Annotated in this window: 10 protein-coding genes; 4 read left to right on the plus strand and 6 right to left on the minus strand. The window is 36.2% G+C overall.

Features of this window, described 5'->3' with window-relative positions:
* Both ELS83_RS13805 and ELS83_RS13810 read left to right on the plus strand, forming a co-directional pair.
* The coding region (locus tag ELS83_RS13805) for a T9SS type B sorting domain-containing protein (protein ID WP_171596146.1) at positions 1-2,988 on the plus strand (2,988 nt) is incomplete at its 5' end.
* The gene (locus tag ELS83_RS13810) at positions 2,988-4,022 is read left to right on the plus strand and encodes a PorP/SprF family type IX secretion system membrane protein (RefSeq protein ID WP_283242732.1); all 1,035 of its coding nucleotides are present in this window, start codon (positions 2,988-2,990) and stop codon (positions 4,020-4,022) included. The genes ELS83_RS13805 and ELS83_RS13810, both read left to right, overlap by 1 nt.
* Here ELS83_RS13810 and ELS83_RS13815 read toward each other — a convergent pair.
* Entirely contained in the window at positions 4,019-6,418 is a 2,400-nt protein-coding gene (locus ELS83_RS13815; protein ID WP_171596148.1) for a cache domain-containing protein, read from the minus strand. The two genes, ELS83_RS13810 and ELS83_RS13815, sit on opposite strands and share 4 nt — an antisense overlap.
* 50 nt (positions 6,419-6,468) lie before the next feature.
* Positions 6,469-7,029, minus strand: a complete 561-nt coding sequence (locus tag ELS83_RS13820; protein ID WP_171596149.1) for a hypothetical protein — start codon at positions 7,027-7,029, stop codon at positions 6,469-6,471.
* Positions 7,030-7,269: 240 nt separating this feature from the next.
* On the opposite strand from ELS83_RS13820, the gene ELS83_RS13825 reads away from it, so the two are divergent.
* Positions 7,270-10,260, plus strand: coding sequence for a sensor histidine kinase (locus ELS83_RS13825; RefSeq protein WP_171596150.1), 2,991 nt, complete (start codon positions 7,270-7,272; stop codon positions 10,258-10,260).
* Positions 10,261-10,270: 10 nt separating this feature from the next.
* Here ELS83_RS13825 and ELS83_RS13830 read toward each other — a convergent pair whose 3' ends face one another.
* Complete coding sequence (locus ELS83_RS13830; protein WP_171596151.1) at positions 10,271-11,092, minus strand: aminotransferase class IV; 822 nt, start codon at positions 11,090-11,092, stop codon at positions 10,271-10,273.
* A 155-nt stretch (positions 11,093-11,247) separates the two neighbouring features.
* Here ELS83_RS13830 and ELS83_RS13835 point away from each other — a divergent pair, with 155 nt between their 5' ends.
* The gene (locus ELS83_RS13835; protein WP_171596152.1) at positions 11,248-11,541 is read left to right on the plus strand and encodes a hypothetical protein; all 294 of its coding nucleotides are present in this window, start codon (positions 11,248-11,250) and stop codon (positions 11,539-11,541) included.
* Between the two features lie 40 nt (positions 11,542-11,581).
* Here ELS83_RS13835 and ELS83_RS13840 read toward each other — a convergent pair whose 3' ends face one another.
* The 3 genes from ELS83_RS13840 to ELS83_RS13850 form a co-directional block, all read right to left on the minus strand.
* A complete protein-coding gene (locus ELS83_RS13840; protein WP_171596153.1) occupies positions 11,582-11,923 on the minus strand; it encodes an avidin/streptavidin family protein in 342 nt (113 codons plus the stop codon).
* Between the two features lie 75 nt (positions 11,924-11,998).
* Positions 11,999-12,991 carry an isoaspartyl peptidase/L-asparaginase family protein gene (locus ELS83_RS13845; protein ID WP_171596154.1) on the minus strand — a complete coding sequence of 331 codons (993 nt, stop codon included), beginning with the start codon at positions 12,989-12,991 and terminating at the stop codon, positions 11,999-12,001.
* A gap of 82 nt (positions 12,992-13,073) precedes the next feature.
* The gene (locus ELS83_RS13850) at positions 13,074-16,061 is read right to left on the minus strand and encodes a tetratricopeptide repeat-containing hybrid sensor histidine kinase/response regulator (protein WP_171596155.1); all 2,988 of its coding nucleotides are present in this window, start codon (positions 16,059-16,061) and stop codon (positions 13,074-13,076) included.
* Between the last annotated feature and the right edge of the window lie 155 nt (positions 16,062-16,216).

Consider the following 16,216-nt stretch of genomic DNA (forward strand, 5'->3'; position numbering starts at 1 on the left):
ACGATTAGTTTAGATGCAGGCAATGCAGGAGCTACATATTTGTGGTCAAATGGCGCAACGACTCAAGCCATCACAGTTTCAACATCTGGCAACTACTCAGTTGTGGAAACTGATGCGAATGGCTGTTCGGCTTCTGATGATGTGAACGTAACTGTTCATCCAAATCCTGTTGTGAACCTTGGCCCAGACCAGGAAACATGTGTAGGCGGAACGATTACATTAGATGCAGGTAATGCAGGAGCTACATACTTGTGGTCAAATGGAGCAACAACACAAACGATCACAGTTTCAACATCTGGCAACTACTCAGTTGTGGTAACTGATGCAAATGGTTGTTCTGCAAGCGATGATGTAAATGTTACTGTTCATCCAAATCCTGTTGTGAATCTTGGCGCAGACCAGGAAACATGTGCAGGTGGCACGATTACTTTAGGTGCAGGCAATGCAGGATCAACATACTTGTGGTCAAACGGAGCAACAACTCAAACGATCACAGTTTCAAGTTCAGGCAACTATTCAGTTGTGGTGACTGATGCCAATGGCTGTTCAGCTTCTGATGATGTGAACGTAACGGTTCATCCAAATCCTGTTGTGAATCTTGGCGCAGATCAGGAAACATGTGCAGGTGGCACGATTACTTTAGATGCAGGCAATGCAGGTTCAACATATTTGTGGTCAAATGGAGCGACAAGCCAGACCATCACGGTTTCAACATCTGGCAACTACTCAGTTGTCGTAACTGATGCAAATGGTTGTTCTGCAAGCGATGATGTAAATGTTACAGTTCATCCAAATCCTGTTGTGAACCTTGGTCCAGACCAGGAAACATGTGCAGGAGGAACGATTGGTTTAGATGCAGGCAATGCAGGAGCAACATATTTGTGGTCAAACGGAGCAACAACTCAAACGATCACAGTTTCAACATCAGGCAACTATTCAGTTGTCGTAACTGATGCAAATGGTTGTTCTGCTTCTGATGATGTAAATGTTACAGTTCATCCAAATCCTGTTGTGAATCTTGGCGCAGACCAGGAAACATGTGCAGGTGGCACGATTGGTTTAGATGCAGGCAATGCAGGAGCTACATACTTGTGGTCAAACGGAGCAACAACACAAACGATCACAGTTTCAACATCTGGCAACTATTCAGTTGTGGTAACTGATGCAAATGGTTGTTCTGCAAGCGATGATGTGAATGTTACAGTTCATCCAAATCCAACAGTTGATTTGGGTCCTGATCAACAGTCATGTGATAATAACCCAATCTTATTGGATGCAAGCAATTCTGGGGCTGCATATTTATGGTCAAATGGAGCGACAACTCAAACTATTGAAGTTTCGATATCAGGCAATTACTCAGTTGTCGTAACTGATGCAAATGGATGTTCAGCTAGTGATGATGTGAATGTAAGCATTTTACCAGCCTTCGATTTTGATTTGATTTATACAACCAATTTGGTTTGTCATGGCGATTCAACATACATTGAAGGGCCAAATGTGGCAGGATACACCTATCAATGGAAAAAAGATGGCAATGATATCATCAATGAAAATTCATACTCAATTACAATTGGTGAGTCAGGAATCTATTCATTGGAAATTATGAATGCAGATGGTTGTAGTGCTGAAGATGAAGTAGCAGTGGAAATCATTCAATTGCCTAATTCTCCATTGCCAGATCAAGTGGAAATGTGCTATGGTGAATCTGTTAAGCTTGATATTGGTGAAGGTGAGGAATTCTTATGGAGCGATGGTATCACAACTCAAACCAGGATGGTAAGTGAGGCAGGAGTTTATCATGTTAGAGTTCAGGATATAAATGGTTGTATTGGACATGATTCTGTAGAGGTTATTGTACACGATCTTCCTATTGTTGACCTTGGACCTGACTTGTACATATGTGAAGGAGAAGAGTTAATTCTGGAAGCTCCTGAGGGATACTATACAGAGTGGATTCCTGGTGGAGAAACACGAGCAATCTATGTTTATGAAGAAGGTAGTTTTACCCTTAGAACTACAGATGAATATGGATGTACAGGCGAGGATGATATCAACATTTTCGTTCATGAAAACCCTGATGTTTATTTAGGAAGGGATACTGTTATTGCCGAAGGAAGTTCAATCCTTCTGGATGCCGGTAGTGGTTATGTAGAATATGAATGGAGTAATCAGGAAGATTCTCAATATCTGAAAGTTGAAAAAGATGGAGAGTATTCGGTAAGCGTAGTAGATGTTAACGGATGTAGAGGGAATGGTAAAGTGAAGGTGGCTGTTAATCCAAGACCTTCAATTAACCTTGGTGGAAGCGCTGGAATTTGCGAAGGAACTTCCTTAATGTTGGATGCAGGGAACTGGGAGCAGTACTTATGGAGCACCGGAGATACCACCAGAACAATTATAGTGAACAATTCTGGCGATTATACCGTACAAGTGTGGGATATGTATGGAATTATGGGTACTGATACAATAAGTGTTGAGGTATATCCTTCACCAGAAGTAGAATTGGCAGCTGACACCTTAAGCATGTACAAGGGACAAACCATAACCCTGGATGCAGGATCAGGTTACTCATCATATTATTGGAGCACAGGATCAGACTGGAGAAGTATCGAAGTAGATGATGCGGGAGATTACAGCGTTCAGGTTGAAAATGAATATGGATGTGTTGCCCAGGCATCAATAGCAGTGAAGTTGCTGGAACCAAAAATGGTAGTTCCTAATGTATTTACACCTAACGGTAAAGGACCAAACGAAATATTTTACCCGGTGTTTAAGGGTATTGTAAACGATTTTGAAATGTATATCTATACTCGTTGGGGTGAGCAGGTATTCAAACTTGAAAAGGATATGGTTGCCAACAACGAATTAAAGCATGAAGGTTGGAATGGAACCTACAAGGGTAAAGATGCCGAAATAGGTGTTTATGTTTGGATTATATTTTATGGTGGAAAAGAACGTGCTCACGGAACGGTTACATTGTTTAGATAATGAATAGAAGAGGGCTTATAGCAGGCATATTATTTTTAATAATGAGTACTTTCAATCTGTATTCACAGGATGTCGAGTTTTCTCAGTTCTATGCAAATAAGGTGTATTTAAATCCGGCCTTTGCAGGTTCTGATTTTGACGCCCGTATTTCTATGAACTATAGAAATCAATGGCCTGAAATTAGTTCTGCTTATGTAACTTATAGTGTAGCCTACGATCAGTATGTAAACCTGCTGGGCGGGGGAGTTGGATTGCAGGTAATGCAAGATGAACAGGGAGATGGTACCATTAGCACCACAACAATAAGTGGAATGTATGCTTACACATTAAGAGTTTCGAGAGATTTGGCCATTAAAGCTGGTTTTCAAACCTCCTTTATTCAGCGAAAGCTAAATGATTCTAACTTTACTTTTCCTGATCAGACCGATGAATTTTACATTAATGGTTTAATCAGTCCATTTACAGGAGAAAGTGCAATTGATCATTTAAGTCGCAATTATATTGACTTTTCTACTGGCCTGATTGCATCCTATAAGAATTGGTTTATTGGATTTGCAGCACATCACTTAACAGAACCTGACGAAGCCTATAAGGAAGAGAGTGATTATTCTAAATTGCCGAGAAAATACACCTTGCATTGTGGTGTAAATGTGCCTGTTTTTAGAAGAGGTTTGCATCAGTCTGATATTGGATTGGCTCCCAACTTTTTGTACCAGCAACAAGGAACCAATAAACAGTTAAATTACGGACTGTACCTATCCAAAGGTTCGTTTATTGTTGGAATGTGGTATCGAGATAACCTGGAACTGGAATATGATGCTGTGATTCTACAACTGGGTGTGATGCGCGATTGGTGGCAGGTGGCTTACAGTTACGACAAAACAGTTTCCAAATTGATTCACACCAATACCGGAGCCCACGAAATTTCATTCTTGATGCGATTTAAGAACAGCAAGAGAAACAAAAACAGTTGTCAGGAAATTGCGCTTAGAAGAAGAAGAAAAGTAGGACGAATTAAGTGCCCTCACTTCTAAATCATTTCGTTGATGATACTCAGCAGGTTCTTCTTAATAATAGGTTTAGCAATGTAACCATCGAAGCCCGAATCCATAATTTGCTCTTTTTCATTGGCCAGGGCATAAGCAGTTTGAGCCACAATTTTAATTTCAGGATTATCTTTTTTAATCAGCTTTAAAGTGTCGTAGCCATTTAGTTCAGGCATTTGCAAATCTAAAAGCACCAAATCAAAATGCGATTCGCCACACTCTTCAACGGCAGATCTTCCGTTATCAGCAGAAGACAGTGTAACGCCGGTTGATTGAAGCATTTGCTTAATTAGTGTAATATTAACCGTGTAATCGTCCACAATAAGAATTTTCTTACCAGTCAAATCCTTATTGAATCCATTCTTCTGTGCTTTTTTAACAGGAGCAGTAGTCGATTTGTCATCAATAAGGTATGGTATACTCACAAAGAAGCTACTTCCAACATCCTCTGTCGATTCAACCCACATATCACCATTAAGTAACTCAGCTAACTTTTTAGAAATGGATAAACCTAAACCAGTTCCTCCATACCTTCTTGCATGAGAATCATCCGCCTGACGGAAACGACTGAAAATGATTTTCTGTTTTTCGGGTGAAATTCCTATGCCAGTATCTTCTACCGCAAAAATCAAATTACTCTCGTTTAACTGATAAGATACATGAATGCTGCCTGTTTCAGTAAATTTTAGGGCATTTTCAATCAAGTTGGTTATGATCTGCTTTAATCGCAAAGGATCGGTGTAGATAACCGATTCAGACTCTTCCAAGCCTTTGGTAAATTTTAAATCGATATGATCTTTTCCTTTGCTTGTTTTGATTTTTTGGAATGTATGATACAATTCATCAAACAATTGATTCAGGCTGTAATACGTTTTGGAAATCTTCAACTTGCCAGATTCAATTTTTGAAAAATCAATAATGTCATTAATCAAATTCAATAGTGAATTGCCACTATTTCTGATATGAGTAAAAAACTGTTGTCTTGTTTCAAAAGGCAAATCATCTTCCTGCAGTAACTCAGAAAAGCCAATAATTGCATTCATTGGTGTACGAATTTCGTGCGACATATTGGCCAGGAAAGAGGATTTTAATCGATCCGATTCTTCCGCTTTTTCCCTTGCAACCTGAAGCTCTTTTTCTTTTTGACTTCTGATATCAATCATCCGATTGATTGTGGTGCCAAGATCCTGGAATTCGGAGAAATGAAGTTCGTTAATATCTACCTGGTATGACTGAGTGGAAGCCATTCTGAAAAAATTATTGAACGAGATAAAATTCTGTTTCATTTTTACAGAAATGGTCTTCGAAGTAATGTAAATCACAATAATGGCAACAGCAATTAAAAGAATAATCTGAAGAATGTATTTTCTAACATTACTCCTTAATTCTGCCCTGGCAATTGCAATATTCTCATCAATTTCGCTGGTAAGTAAACCTGCACCAATAATCCAATCCCAATCCTTAACCAACTTAATATAGGTCACCTTCCCATCTATTTGCGAATGTGGATTCTGATAATTTACAAAACCAGATTCTTCCAGTTCGGCAGCCTTAATCAATTGCTCCACATTGTCTCTGCGAACTTTGCTCGTATAGTCTTTGTAATTTTTTCCAATACTTGTCGAATCTACATGCAACAAACAAGTTCCATCCTTTTTATAAACAAAGAAATAATTGTCCTGACTGGCATTAATTTGACTAATCCGAATCAAAGTTTCTTTTTGGATTTCGGGTTGTAAATCGTCTAAAAAAGCAAAACTTCCAAAATACCAATTGTAAGGTGCAAATTTCCTGATATAAGAAATTTTGGTGTAAGCATTAAATTTGTTCTTTACCTGCTTGGTGTTCTCGTATTTGGTAAAAGCACTATCCTTGTATTTCATTAATTCAACCTCATTCTTAACGATATAATTTCCATTGATATCTTTGAAATTAATTAAGCTCTTGTTTTCGTTTTGCTTTGAGAATGGATAGAGTATGCCTGTGCCACTCAGATTGTTAATAAAAATATACCCCCTGTCATGATGAACTCTTAAAGGAGACAATGCTTCTTTGATTCGCTTTTTAATCTCGCGGTCGGATAAGGATCCTCTGTTTTCATTGTAAATATGTGTTGCGATTGCATGAGCTTGATTCACAAAGTTTTCCAGTCGGTCTTTTAAGCGGGATTCGGCGCGTGTATTCTGGTAGTTGATAAAGTCGATGCACTCATTGGCCTTATGAACCAATACATTTTTTTGCTCTTCAATATAATCTTTCTTAAGGTTATTCGATTCTGTATTGAATTCGTTAAACTTGGTATAAATCCATATGCCTCCAAAACCGACTAAAAATGTTATAGTCAGAACTAAAAATAGCAAAAAGTAGGCTCTACTTATGCTCATTTTGGTTTTGATTGACTTGCTAGGGGTTGAGTTCATGCTGTTTTACGAAATCAAATTTGGAATTGACTTAGTACTTGATTAAAAATAGGATTAAATATTTGAAATCCATGATCAAATTCATTCTTTATATTGTCGTCTATAGGTAGTCCGTCAAAATCATCCATCGTTTGAATTTTATTGAGGATGCCTGTATTGTATCTTTTTACTTTCTGATTAATAATAAAATGTGGAATGGTATGATATTCTGCCTTCAATCGAAACTGATTTTCGCTAATGATTTCGTTTGACAATAAAAAATTGTAAATATCCAGAAAATGTATCGAAGACTTTGCAAAATACACACGAAACTCAAAATTACTCGACAAAGGAACTTCATAAAAAAATGAAAAATCATTGCTTTTGTTTTGCTTGTACTCAATCAAAAGTCTGTTTTGATTTACATTAACATGATCGTATTCAAATTGCCATTCTAACTCATGAAGGTGTTTAAATTCCTTCTTTATGGCATAAATGGCTTTTAATCTTGGCAAAACGGTAAAAGTGAAATTCTGATTGTGTGCAAAAACTTCACTTGCCTTTTCAATGCTTGCTTTCTCTAATTTAAACAGCATATTTTAATTCTTGAGGTTATCAATTTTGCAAAGTTAATTTAATGTATAAATCTTCTGTTCGAATTCGATCAGTTTTTGCAAATGAAAATTATTTCTTTCTACGTATATGTTTCGGTTTTGTTTACAGATTTATTGATTTATAAAGATTTTAACGATGCGTTTATGTATAGATTATGCAATTGAATCAACTTGACACATTTGACAGCTTAATTTTCATAGTATAATTAGTATAATTGCATTATGAACCTTAAAATCAAGCAACAAATTATATTTTTACTCCTGCTATTTCCAGCATTCAATCTTTTTGCCGGATTTAGTCAAACCGATGGTTTTACACAAGTAGATGGATTGCCTTGCAATTGTGTAAATCACATCTTTGAAGATTCGCGTGGACTAATTTGGCTTGCTACCGATGCGGGTTTATGCGAGTTTAATGGTTATGAAGTTGGATTTAGAAAAGAATTGAATCGCTTACAAGGTGAAAAAGTAACCAGTCTGGCCGAAGATGCAAAGGGCAATCTTATTATTACAGCTTCGGGCGTTGGAGTGTGTGAATTCGATGGAGAGAAACTTGAGGTATTAACGAATTTAATAGAAAATACTCCCATAGAGATACGTTCTGTATCAAAGCATAATAATTCGATATTTATTGGAGCTTCAAATGGCGTTTTTGTACGAGATACAGCCAAACATGCAGTTAAATTTTTACAGTTAAGCGGTTCTGAAAATTTGAATGTATCGTCAACAATGGTTCAAGATGACAATTTAATTGTATTTCCGAAATTTAAATTGGGCAGTTCAAAATATCAATCCGAACAAATTGTAAGTACAAAACATCATAAGCGCAAGGTCTTACAATTGAATACTAAATTTCGTCAAAATATCTTAGTCGGAGAGCAAGTGATCCTAAAAGGTGATGGGGAAAATATCATTTGCGATGTAATCAATCGGCTGACCAACAAAAATGAATTGTTTGTCTTGTTGCGATATTTCAAAAATAATCAAGAACACAGAAAACTAATTTCAATAAAGGATGAGCTTTGTGTTGATTATTTGGAAGAAAACAATTTACATGATGTGTTTGTACAATCACTTTTTAAGCATAAACTTACAAAAGATGTATGGTTGGGGACAAAAAATCATGGTTTAATTCGCTTGAAACAATCTATATTCACTTTATACAAACTCGAAGATTTACTCCCGGAAATTGGCAATGTGGTCGATTTTGTTTCTCTGCTCGATGGCTCAGTATTTTTAGCAGGAAATGGGATAGGTAAAGTAGTAGATGGAAGGGTTCAGGAAATGATTCCAATCCAGCAATTTCAGAACTTGCTTCCCAAAAATAGTAAAGACCGCGATATCATATTTAATGATATTGAAAAGAATGGTGACGTACTGTGGATTGCCACAAATCATGGTTTTTTCACATTAGATGGTAACACTTTCCGACTTGAATATAAAGGAATTTCAAAAGCCATTAAGTTTATTGTTCTGTCCAACAATCGATTGTTTTATTACGATGGGAGCCGATTTGTAACCACAGGTATGAATTCTGGCAAGACTAAAATTCATATGAAACATACCGAAAGAGATGAGCTTGAAATTACAAAAATGATTGAGTTTGATTCTAAGGTATGGGTGTCAACCGAAAACCAGGGGATTTATAGATTTGATGAAGATAGTGTTTATGAATATGGCAGGAAAAATTGTGGCATTCACAATGTGGTAAATGATATGCTTATTTTACCGGATTCAAGCATTATTGCAGGTGGAAATAATGGCATTCTTTACAAGTTAAAAAGCCAGGGAAATAAACTTATTATAAAGGATTCAATTGATAATAGTGATGGACTGGAAGGAATATCGGTTCATGGCTTTCAATACCTTTCGGATGGTTCTATTTGGTGTGGAACCAATTTGGGTGTTCACAGGTTTGATTACAGTACATGGCATCCCGATTCTGTATTGCGATATCGTTTTTGGAATGCAAGCAAAGATGTTGAATTCCGTGGCAAAGAATCCTTAATTGACAGGTACGGGAATATTTGGGTAAATTCCAACCATACTTTAATGAAAATTAATGCCGATGATTATGATGTGGATAACACCTCCTATCAACCCTCATTGCTTGGTGTGAAAATAAAGCAAAATCATTGGAAATCTAAAAAATCAGAAGTCAACAAATGGACAAGTATTCCCAAAAATCCAATTCACCTAAACCATAGGGAGAACTATGTGAGTTTTACTTTTGGGATGCTCTATTGCGATAACCTGGAGAATATAAAATACCGATATCGCCTGCTTGGTTTAGACGATGATTGGTCGGAATGGAAAACCACAAACGAGGTGGTCTATTCAAATTTAAAAGGTGGTGACTATAAATTTCAATTGGAAGCCCGAAAATTAAGTTCCGACCAGGTTTCAACTTATGCGATAGATGTTATTTTGGATACAGCATGGTGGAAAACCATCTGGTTTTGGGTGATTGTACTGTGTATTCTGACTGTTGCCATTTATTACGGAATTAAGTATTACAAGTCGAGAATACGCTTCGAAGAAAAGCAAAGAACCAAACAATTTAACCGGGTAATCGGATTAAAAATTAAAGCCTTACAATATCAGCTCGATCCACACTTTATCTTTAATTCATTAAACTCGATACAAAGTTATATTCTTGATGAAGAAGAAGATAAAGCCTTGGAATATTTGTCAGATTTTTCAATGGTTCTGCGCAACAATATCGATAATGCCAATAAAAATATGATTGGCTTGCATGAGGAGTTGGCCTATTTGAAATTGTATCTGAAACTTGAACAAATGCGATTTGAAGAGAAGTTTAGTTTCCAGATTAATGTAGATGAAAACATAAATCCGCGAGACATTCAAATTCCACCCATGATTATACAGCCATTTTTAGAGCATGCCATAAGATATGGCATTGGCAAACTGGAAGCAACCGGCAAACTAATTATCCGTTTCGTTTTAGAAGAAGATGGATATTTAAGGTGCGTGATTACCGATAATGGAAAAGGAAACAGAAAAGTCGACATTAAAAATACCGAATCGGACTTTATTGCGGGAAATTCTTTGCAAACTACTTGCGATCGAATGAAACTTCTAAATAAGGTGCTTAGCAATGGAAGAACTTATTCTTATAAGATTAATGAGTTTATCGATTCGAAAACCAATTTCTCAGGAGTAATTACCGAAATAGGATTCCCAAAATTGTAACAAAAAGAAATTATACAGTTTCTGCCAAATTTTCGTTTACCAATTTACAATACGCATCCATAATGGCTGATAACAATTGGTGATCAGCTGTAAAACTTAAAGAGTTGATTCTTTTTACAGGAAGAATCATTGGTGATGTGCCAGTCAGAAATACTGCATCGTAAAGAGGAAGCTCTTCGTATGGTATCGATTTAAAATGAATGGGGATAGATAGTTCTTTGGCAATTTGGATCACTTTACCACGAACAATTCCATTCAGAACCTCATGGTCAGGAGAGGTGTACAACTCATTATTCCTGATAAAGAAAAGATTGGAGCGACTACCTTCGGTTACATTCCCGAGCTTGTTTAAAAGAATAACTTCAAAAATTTCAGCTTCAGCAATCAGATTATTGGTTTTGGACCTTAATTTATGGTTGTAAACTTTTGCAGTTGGTGTTGGCCTTTCTGCCTGGTGAATAATAGTTCTTACACCGTTTTCGTATTGAAAAGCTGTGGGATAGGAGTGGCGAACAAAATAGGCGTAAAAATTGCGCTCTTTGTCCTTAAAACTAAAAACAAGCTTAATGTTTCCATCTTTACAATCGTTTTTTTCAACCAGTATTTCTATGCATTTAACAAGCTGAGAAAAGTCGTGCGTGATTTTCACACCTATTTTCTGAGCTGATTTTGTCAAGCGTGAGTAATGCTCAGACAGAAATATTGCTTTGCCATTTATTACGCGTACCACTTCATACAAAGATGTTCCGTTCAACAAATAGCTGTCCTTAAAGCTTTCGGATGCTTTAAGTTTATCATTATGCAAGAAAAGATATTGAAAACACTCACTCATAATCGTAACGCCTCAAATCGGATAAGTAATATTACAAATAAAGTGTATTTAGCCAGTTTATCCAATTTTGAGCAGATGATTTAATCAAGTAAGTGAAGCTGCTGTATTATACAGTTTAATTTGTATTTTAGCATATATCAAAAAAAAATAAGAATATGGCAAGTAAAAAAGAATTCAAAAAAGATGTGAACTTTCTAACCAACGAGATTGTGATGAGAGGAATGATTCACCTTGAGTTTTTTGGTGAAAAAAATTCAGAACAGATTTTTGAAATTATGAATAAAGCAGTTGAGTCACGAAACGACTATATTTCGAGAATTAATGATCGTTTGTCTGGGAAGAATGCAAAGGAAGTGAAGGCTCACTTTAAATTGATATATGATGATTTGTTGAAATCAACTCACAATTTATTGGAGGAAATTGATGGACTGGATATTACAGTAAAATGATATAAAAAAGGAGTTTGAATTTGTCAAACTCCTTTTTTATTTAAGGTTTTCTAAATGTTCCTACACCTGTTAATATAGCTTTGGCCATTTGCTCTTCATCGCTTCCTTCGCTTTGGGACAAATGCCACATGGTGTGTATCACCGGACCAATTTCATCCAGTTCAAAACGTCCTGTCCAGCAGGCCATCGAGCCATACTTTCCAAAATCAACCATAAAAGCAATTACATTATTATTGATTTTACCAGTGATCTCAAATTTTTCTTCAAATTTAGGCTGCCCAATGGCAGTTTGGAATGTGCCGCTAACTCTGTTTTCAACAACTGCCAGATCCATTTCGGAGTTGTATTGGTTTCTCCATTTACCGTTTAAATTTATTGTCATGTTGTTTAAGGTTTAAAGGTAATACTTTCGTAATCTTAAGTTAGTCGGAAATTATGAATCAACAAAATATTCAATCTATTTATAAATGAATTTTTCTCTGCTTCCTTTTGAGTTGACATATCCTCTATACATTCCCGAAGTGTTCATCTTCATGGCTGGATTTCCATATTTATCCAGGGCAACAAAACCTCCGGTTCCTTGAATCTGATTTAACTTTTCAATCATAGCATCAGTGGCTTTATCCAGGCTTAGTTTCTGATATTCCATCATTGCAGCAATATCCTGGGCAACACCTAGCCTGATAAAAAACTCACCATGCCCGGTACAGGATACTGCACATGTATGATTGTTTGCATAGGTTCCTGCGCCAATGATTGGAGAATCGCCAATTCGACCAAACTTTTTATTGGTCATTCCACCCGTAGAGGTTCCGGCAGCCAAATTTCCATTTTTATCCAGAGCTACACAACCCACTGTACCATGGCGATCTGTCTGTGTCATTTCACGTTCTTTTTTTAAGATTTTCTGAAGGTAATTCCATCTTTTTTCAGTGAAAAAGAAAGAACTGTCAACCATCTCCAAGCCTTCCTGAACTGCAAATTCAGATGCTCCTTTTCCACTCAGCATCACATGTTCAGAATTCTCCATCACCTTACGTGCAGCACTAATCGGATTTTTGATATCACCAACACCAGCTACAGCTCCGGCATTTAAATCTTTCCCCCACATGATAGATGCGTCCAACTCATTTTTACCTGAATGAGTAAATACAGCTCCTTTACCAGCATTAAAAAGAGGAGAATTTTCAAGAACATGAATGGTTAACTCTACCGCATCCAAAGCCGAGCCTCCATTTTTTAAGACTGAATCACCAACACTCAAGGCTTCATCAAGCTTGTCGAAATATGCTTTTTCTTTTTCCGGCGTCATGTTTTTCTTCAGAATGGTTCCGGCACCGCCATGAATACAAAGAGCATATTCAAGTTGTTCTGGGTTTTGTTCAGTAGACTTACAGGATATCACAGCAATTGCAATGATGACAGATAAGAGGATGTTGAAGTTTTTCATATGGCTAAATTTTGGGTAAAAAAATAGTGTCAAAATAGGTTTGACACTAAATTAGTTTTTTGTGGGTAATTATTGTATAAACTTAATTTTTTTGATGCATGTTTTTCTGAATAATAGCCAGTAGCTCTTCTTCGGTATATGGCTTGGCAATAAAGGCATCGCAACCAGCTTCGGTCATCTTATTGCTTTCGTCTCTAAAAGCATAAGCCGATTGGGCAACAACAGGAACCGAAGGATTCTGCTTCTTGATTTCTCTGGTAGCCTGGTAGCCATTAATTCTTGGCAATTGAATGTCCATTAAAACAAGATCGAAATGATCATCCTGAAATTTTTCGACGGCTTCTACACCATCTTGCGACCAGGTAACATTGGCATTCACTTTCTTTAGTACTTCGTTAATGTATAGGAAGTTCGATTCAACATCTTCAGCTACTAATATGTTTTTACCTGAAAAATCTAAAGGGTTGTTCTCTTTTCTTACCGATTTAGTCTGTACAATTGTATCATCATCAATTAAAAATTCAACATAGAACTCACTTCCTTTATCGGGATCTGAGGTAAACCAAATTTTACCATTTAGGAGTTCCGCCAAACTTTTCGATATGGTTAGGCCTAAACCAGTGCCTCCATGTTGTACGCCATTATTACTGGCTTGTCTGAATCGGTCATAAATCAATGCCTGATCTTTATATGGAATTCCAATACCAGTATCTTTTACGAAAAATCGAATATGTCCTTCAATCAGTTCAATTCCAAAATCAATTTTTCCTGAATCGGTGAACTTCATTGCATTTCTAAGCAGGTTGATCAAAATTTGCTTCAATCGAATTTGGTCAGAATGCATCGATATATTCTCAATTTCTTCTGGAATATACAGGTTGATCTCTAAATCAGATTTTTCTGCCTTGTGTTTTTGTTCTTCAAATACTTGTCGAAGTTCTTCCAGTACAGGATAGATGTAAAAATTTGATTTTTTAATTTTCAACTGCTTCGATTCAATCATCGAAATATCGATAATATCGTTCACCAATGTTAGTAGAATGTGACCGTTATCATTAATAATATTTGTATAATATTCGTGCTTTTCTTTGGAGTTGGTAAAGGCCATTAATTTTGAGAAACCAATAATGGCATTCATTGGTGTCCTGATTTCATGCGACATGTTGGCCAGGAAAGAAGTTTTTAATCGATCGGCCTGTTCTGCTTTTTCCTTTGCTTTTAACAATTCCAATGTTCGTATTTTAACCAGACTTTCCAGGTTTCTTTGATGATCGGCAAGCAAGGCTTCAGCTTTTTTACGCTCCTCGATCTCGTTATTTAAATTTTTATTTGATTTTTTAACCACCAGGAAGAATCGGTAAACTATTCCCGAGAAAAGAATAATTAATCCAACAATAAGAATCAAAAAAGTATTAGTAAGTCTTTCTTTTTGAAGTTTTTCCTCTTTTAGAAATTGTTCTTTGGCATGCAGGCGAACAAGGTTTTCCCTTTTTTCTTTTTCGTTTTGCATTTGAATCCAACCAATTCTGTTCTCAGCTTGTGCATTGTAAAGTTGATTGTATATGCTAACGTAATCTTTATAGTATTGTAATGAAAGCTTGTAATTTTCCTTTTTCAGGTAGATGTCCGACAGGTTTCTATAGTTCTCGGCCATTAAAGTTTTACGATTAATTTTTGTGGCCAGATTTAAACTGTTTTTTAAATAATGAATGGCTTTTTTTGAGTCATTTTTAACATCATAAAGCGCAGCTAAATTGTTATAAACAGATCCCAATCCGCCAAGGTTTCCTGTATTTTTATTAATATCTACCGAGAGGTTAAAATACTCTTCTGCTTTTTCAAAATTATTTTGCTTTACGTAAATCAGTCCAATATTTGTATAGCAAGAGGCAATGCCTTTTAGGTTATCAATCGATTTTTGGATTTGAAGCGATTTCTCATAATTGAACAGTGCTAAATCGAGCCTTCCTTCATGTAAATGTGCGTTACCAAGTTTACGCAGTACATTCGCGCTTCCTTTTACGTAGCTAATTTGGTTGTTTAAGGCAATGGCTTGCTCAAATTTTTCAATGGCAAGTTTATAGTCACGCATCGAGTAGGAAATTAATCCTAAGTTTTCATAACACTTGGCAATTTTCTTTTTTGAATCTAATTCTTCAAAAAGTTTAAGTGCCTTGTGCTGAAATTCAATCGCTTTGTCGTTTTGAGCCATAGATTGAAACACTTCTCCCATACCCATATAAGAACTTGCAATGCCATTTTTCGATCCCAACTCATAACTAAGGTTCAACGATTTGGTATACAGTTCTATTGATGTGTTTCTGTTTCCCAGGTTATTCTGTAACGATGCCAATTGGTTTAAACTGTAGGCAATGTTTTTAATAAGTTGATTCTCTTCACCCAGTTTTAAGGCTTTATTAAAATACTCTATAGCTAAATCGGTATTGTTTATTTCTTTATAGGTGGTGCCAAGGGCATTTAAAGAGTAGCAGATGCCTGAAATATTATTGTATTTTCGGTTCAGATTGAGTGCTTTCAGGTAAAAGGTTAAAGCTTCGGTATAATGGCATGTTTCAAACTGCACATTTCCAAGTGCATTATAACTATATGCATATGATAAAGTATCGCGAATTGTCTTTTTGAGTTCCAGACTTTTTTTGTAGAATCCATCAGCCGTAGAATAGTTACATTGAACAAAGTTCAACTCCCCAAAGTAACTGTACAAATAGCTCATTCTGCTAGTATCTCTTACACTTTCCCAATAATCAAACGAGCTAACAAAGCATTTCTCAGCTTCCTTTATTTCGCCCTGGAAAAGATAAATTCGACCCATCAATTCGTTTGCAAAAGCAAACTTATCCATTTGTTCCGCTTCCAAAGATTGATCTGCAAGCAGTTTTGCTGTGCTTAAAGCTTTTGGGTTATTTTTGTAGTAATAAGATTCCGCTTCAACATGCAATTTGTTGAGATCCGTAATATTAATCTTTCTTTCTAAAGGTGCTGAATCAGGTGACGAGAAACCGTAGGTCGCAAAAGCAACACATACAAGTAAAAGGAGAAAGTTCTTCATTCGTTGGGGCATGAGAATGTTTAGATCTTTTTAAATGAATTAAGCATTTTGGGCTTTTAGAGATTTAGTTCAATTTATTCATGCTATTAAACGACATCATAAGTTGAATATTGTGACCATTCAAAGGTAAAGAATGCTTATCAGATTGATGTTAA

It is taken from the genome of Marinifilum caeruleilacunae, assembly GCF_013141825.1.
GTDB lineage: Bacteria > Bacteroidota > Bacteroidia > Bacteroidales > Marinifilaceae > Marinifilum > Marinifilum caeruleilacunae.

Excerpts from the sequence above, each read along its gene's own strand:
- ELS83_RS13815 (WP_171596148.1), bottom strand. The coding sequence starts at position 6,418 with ATGAGCATAAGTAGAGCCTACTTTTTGCTATTTTTAGTTCTGACTATA.
- ELS83_RS13840 (WP_171596153.1), bottom strand. The coding sequence starts at position 11,923 with ATGACAATAAATTTAAACGGTAAATGGAGAAACCAATACAACTCCGAA.
- ELS83_RS13825 (WP_171596150.1), top strand. The coding sequence starts at position 7,270 with ATGAACCTTAAAATCAAGCAACAAATTATATTTTTACTCCTGCTATTT.
- ELS83_RS13845 (WP_171596154.1), bottom strand. The coding sequence starts at position 12,991 with ATGAAAAACTTCAACATCCTCTTATCTGTCATCATTGCAATTGCTGTG.
- ELS83_RS13820 (WP_171596149.1), bottom strand. The coding sequence starts at position 7,029 with ATGCTGTTTAAATTAGAGAAAGCAAGCATTGAAAAGGCAAGTGAAGTT.
- ELS83_RS13830 (WP_171596151.1), bottom strand. The coding sequence starts at position 11,092 with ATGAGTGAGTGTTTTCAATATCTTTTCTTGCATAATGATAAACTTAAA.
- ELS83_RS13835 (WP_171596152.1), top strand. The coding sequence starts at position 11,248 with ATGGCAAGTAAAAAAGAATTCAAAAAAGATGTGAACTTTCTAACCAAC.
- ELS83_RS13810 (WP_283242732.1), top strand. The coding sequence starts at position 2,988 with ATGAATAGAAGAGGGCTTATAGCAGGCATATTATTTTTAATAATGAGT.
- ELS83_RS13850 (WP_171596155.1), bottom strand. The coding sequence starts at position 16,061 with ATGAAGAACTTTCTCCTTTTACTTGTATGTGTTGCTTTTGCGACCTAC.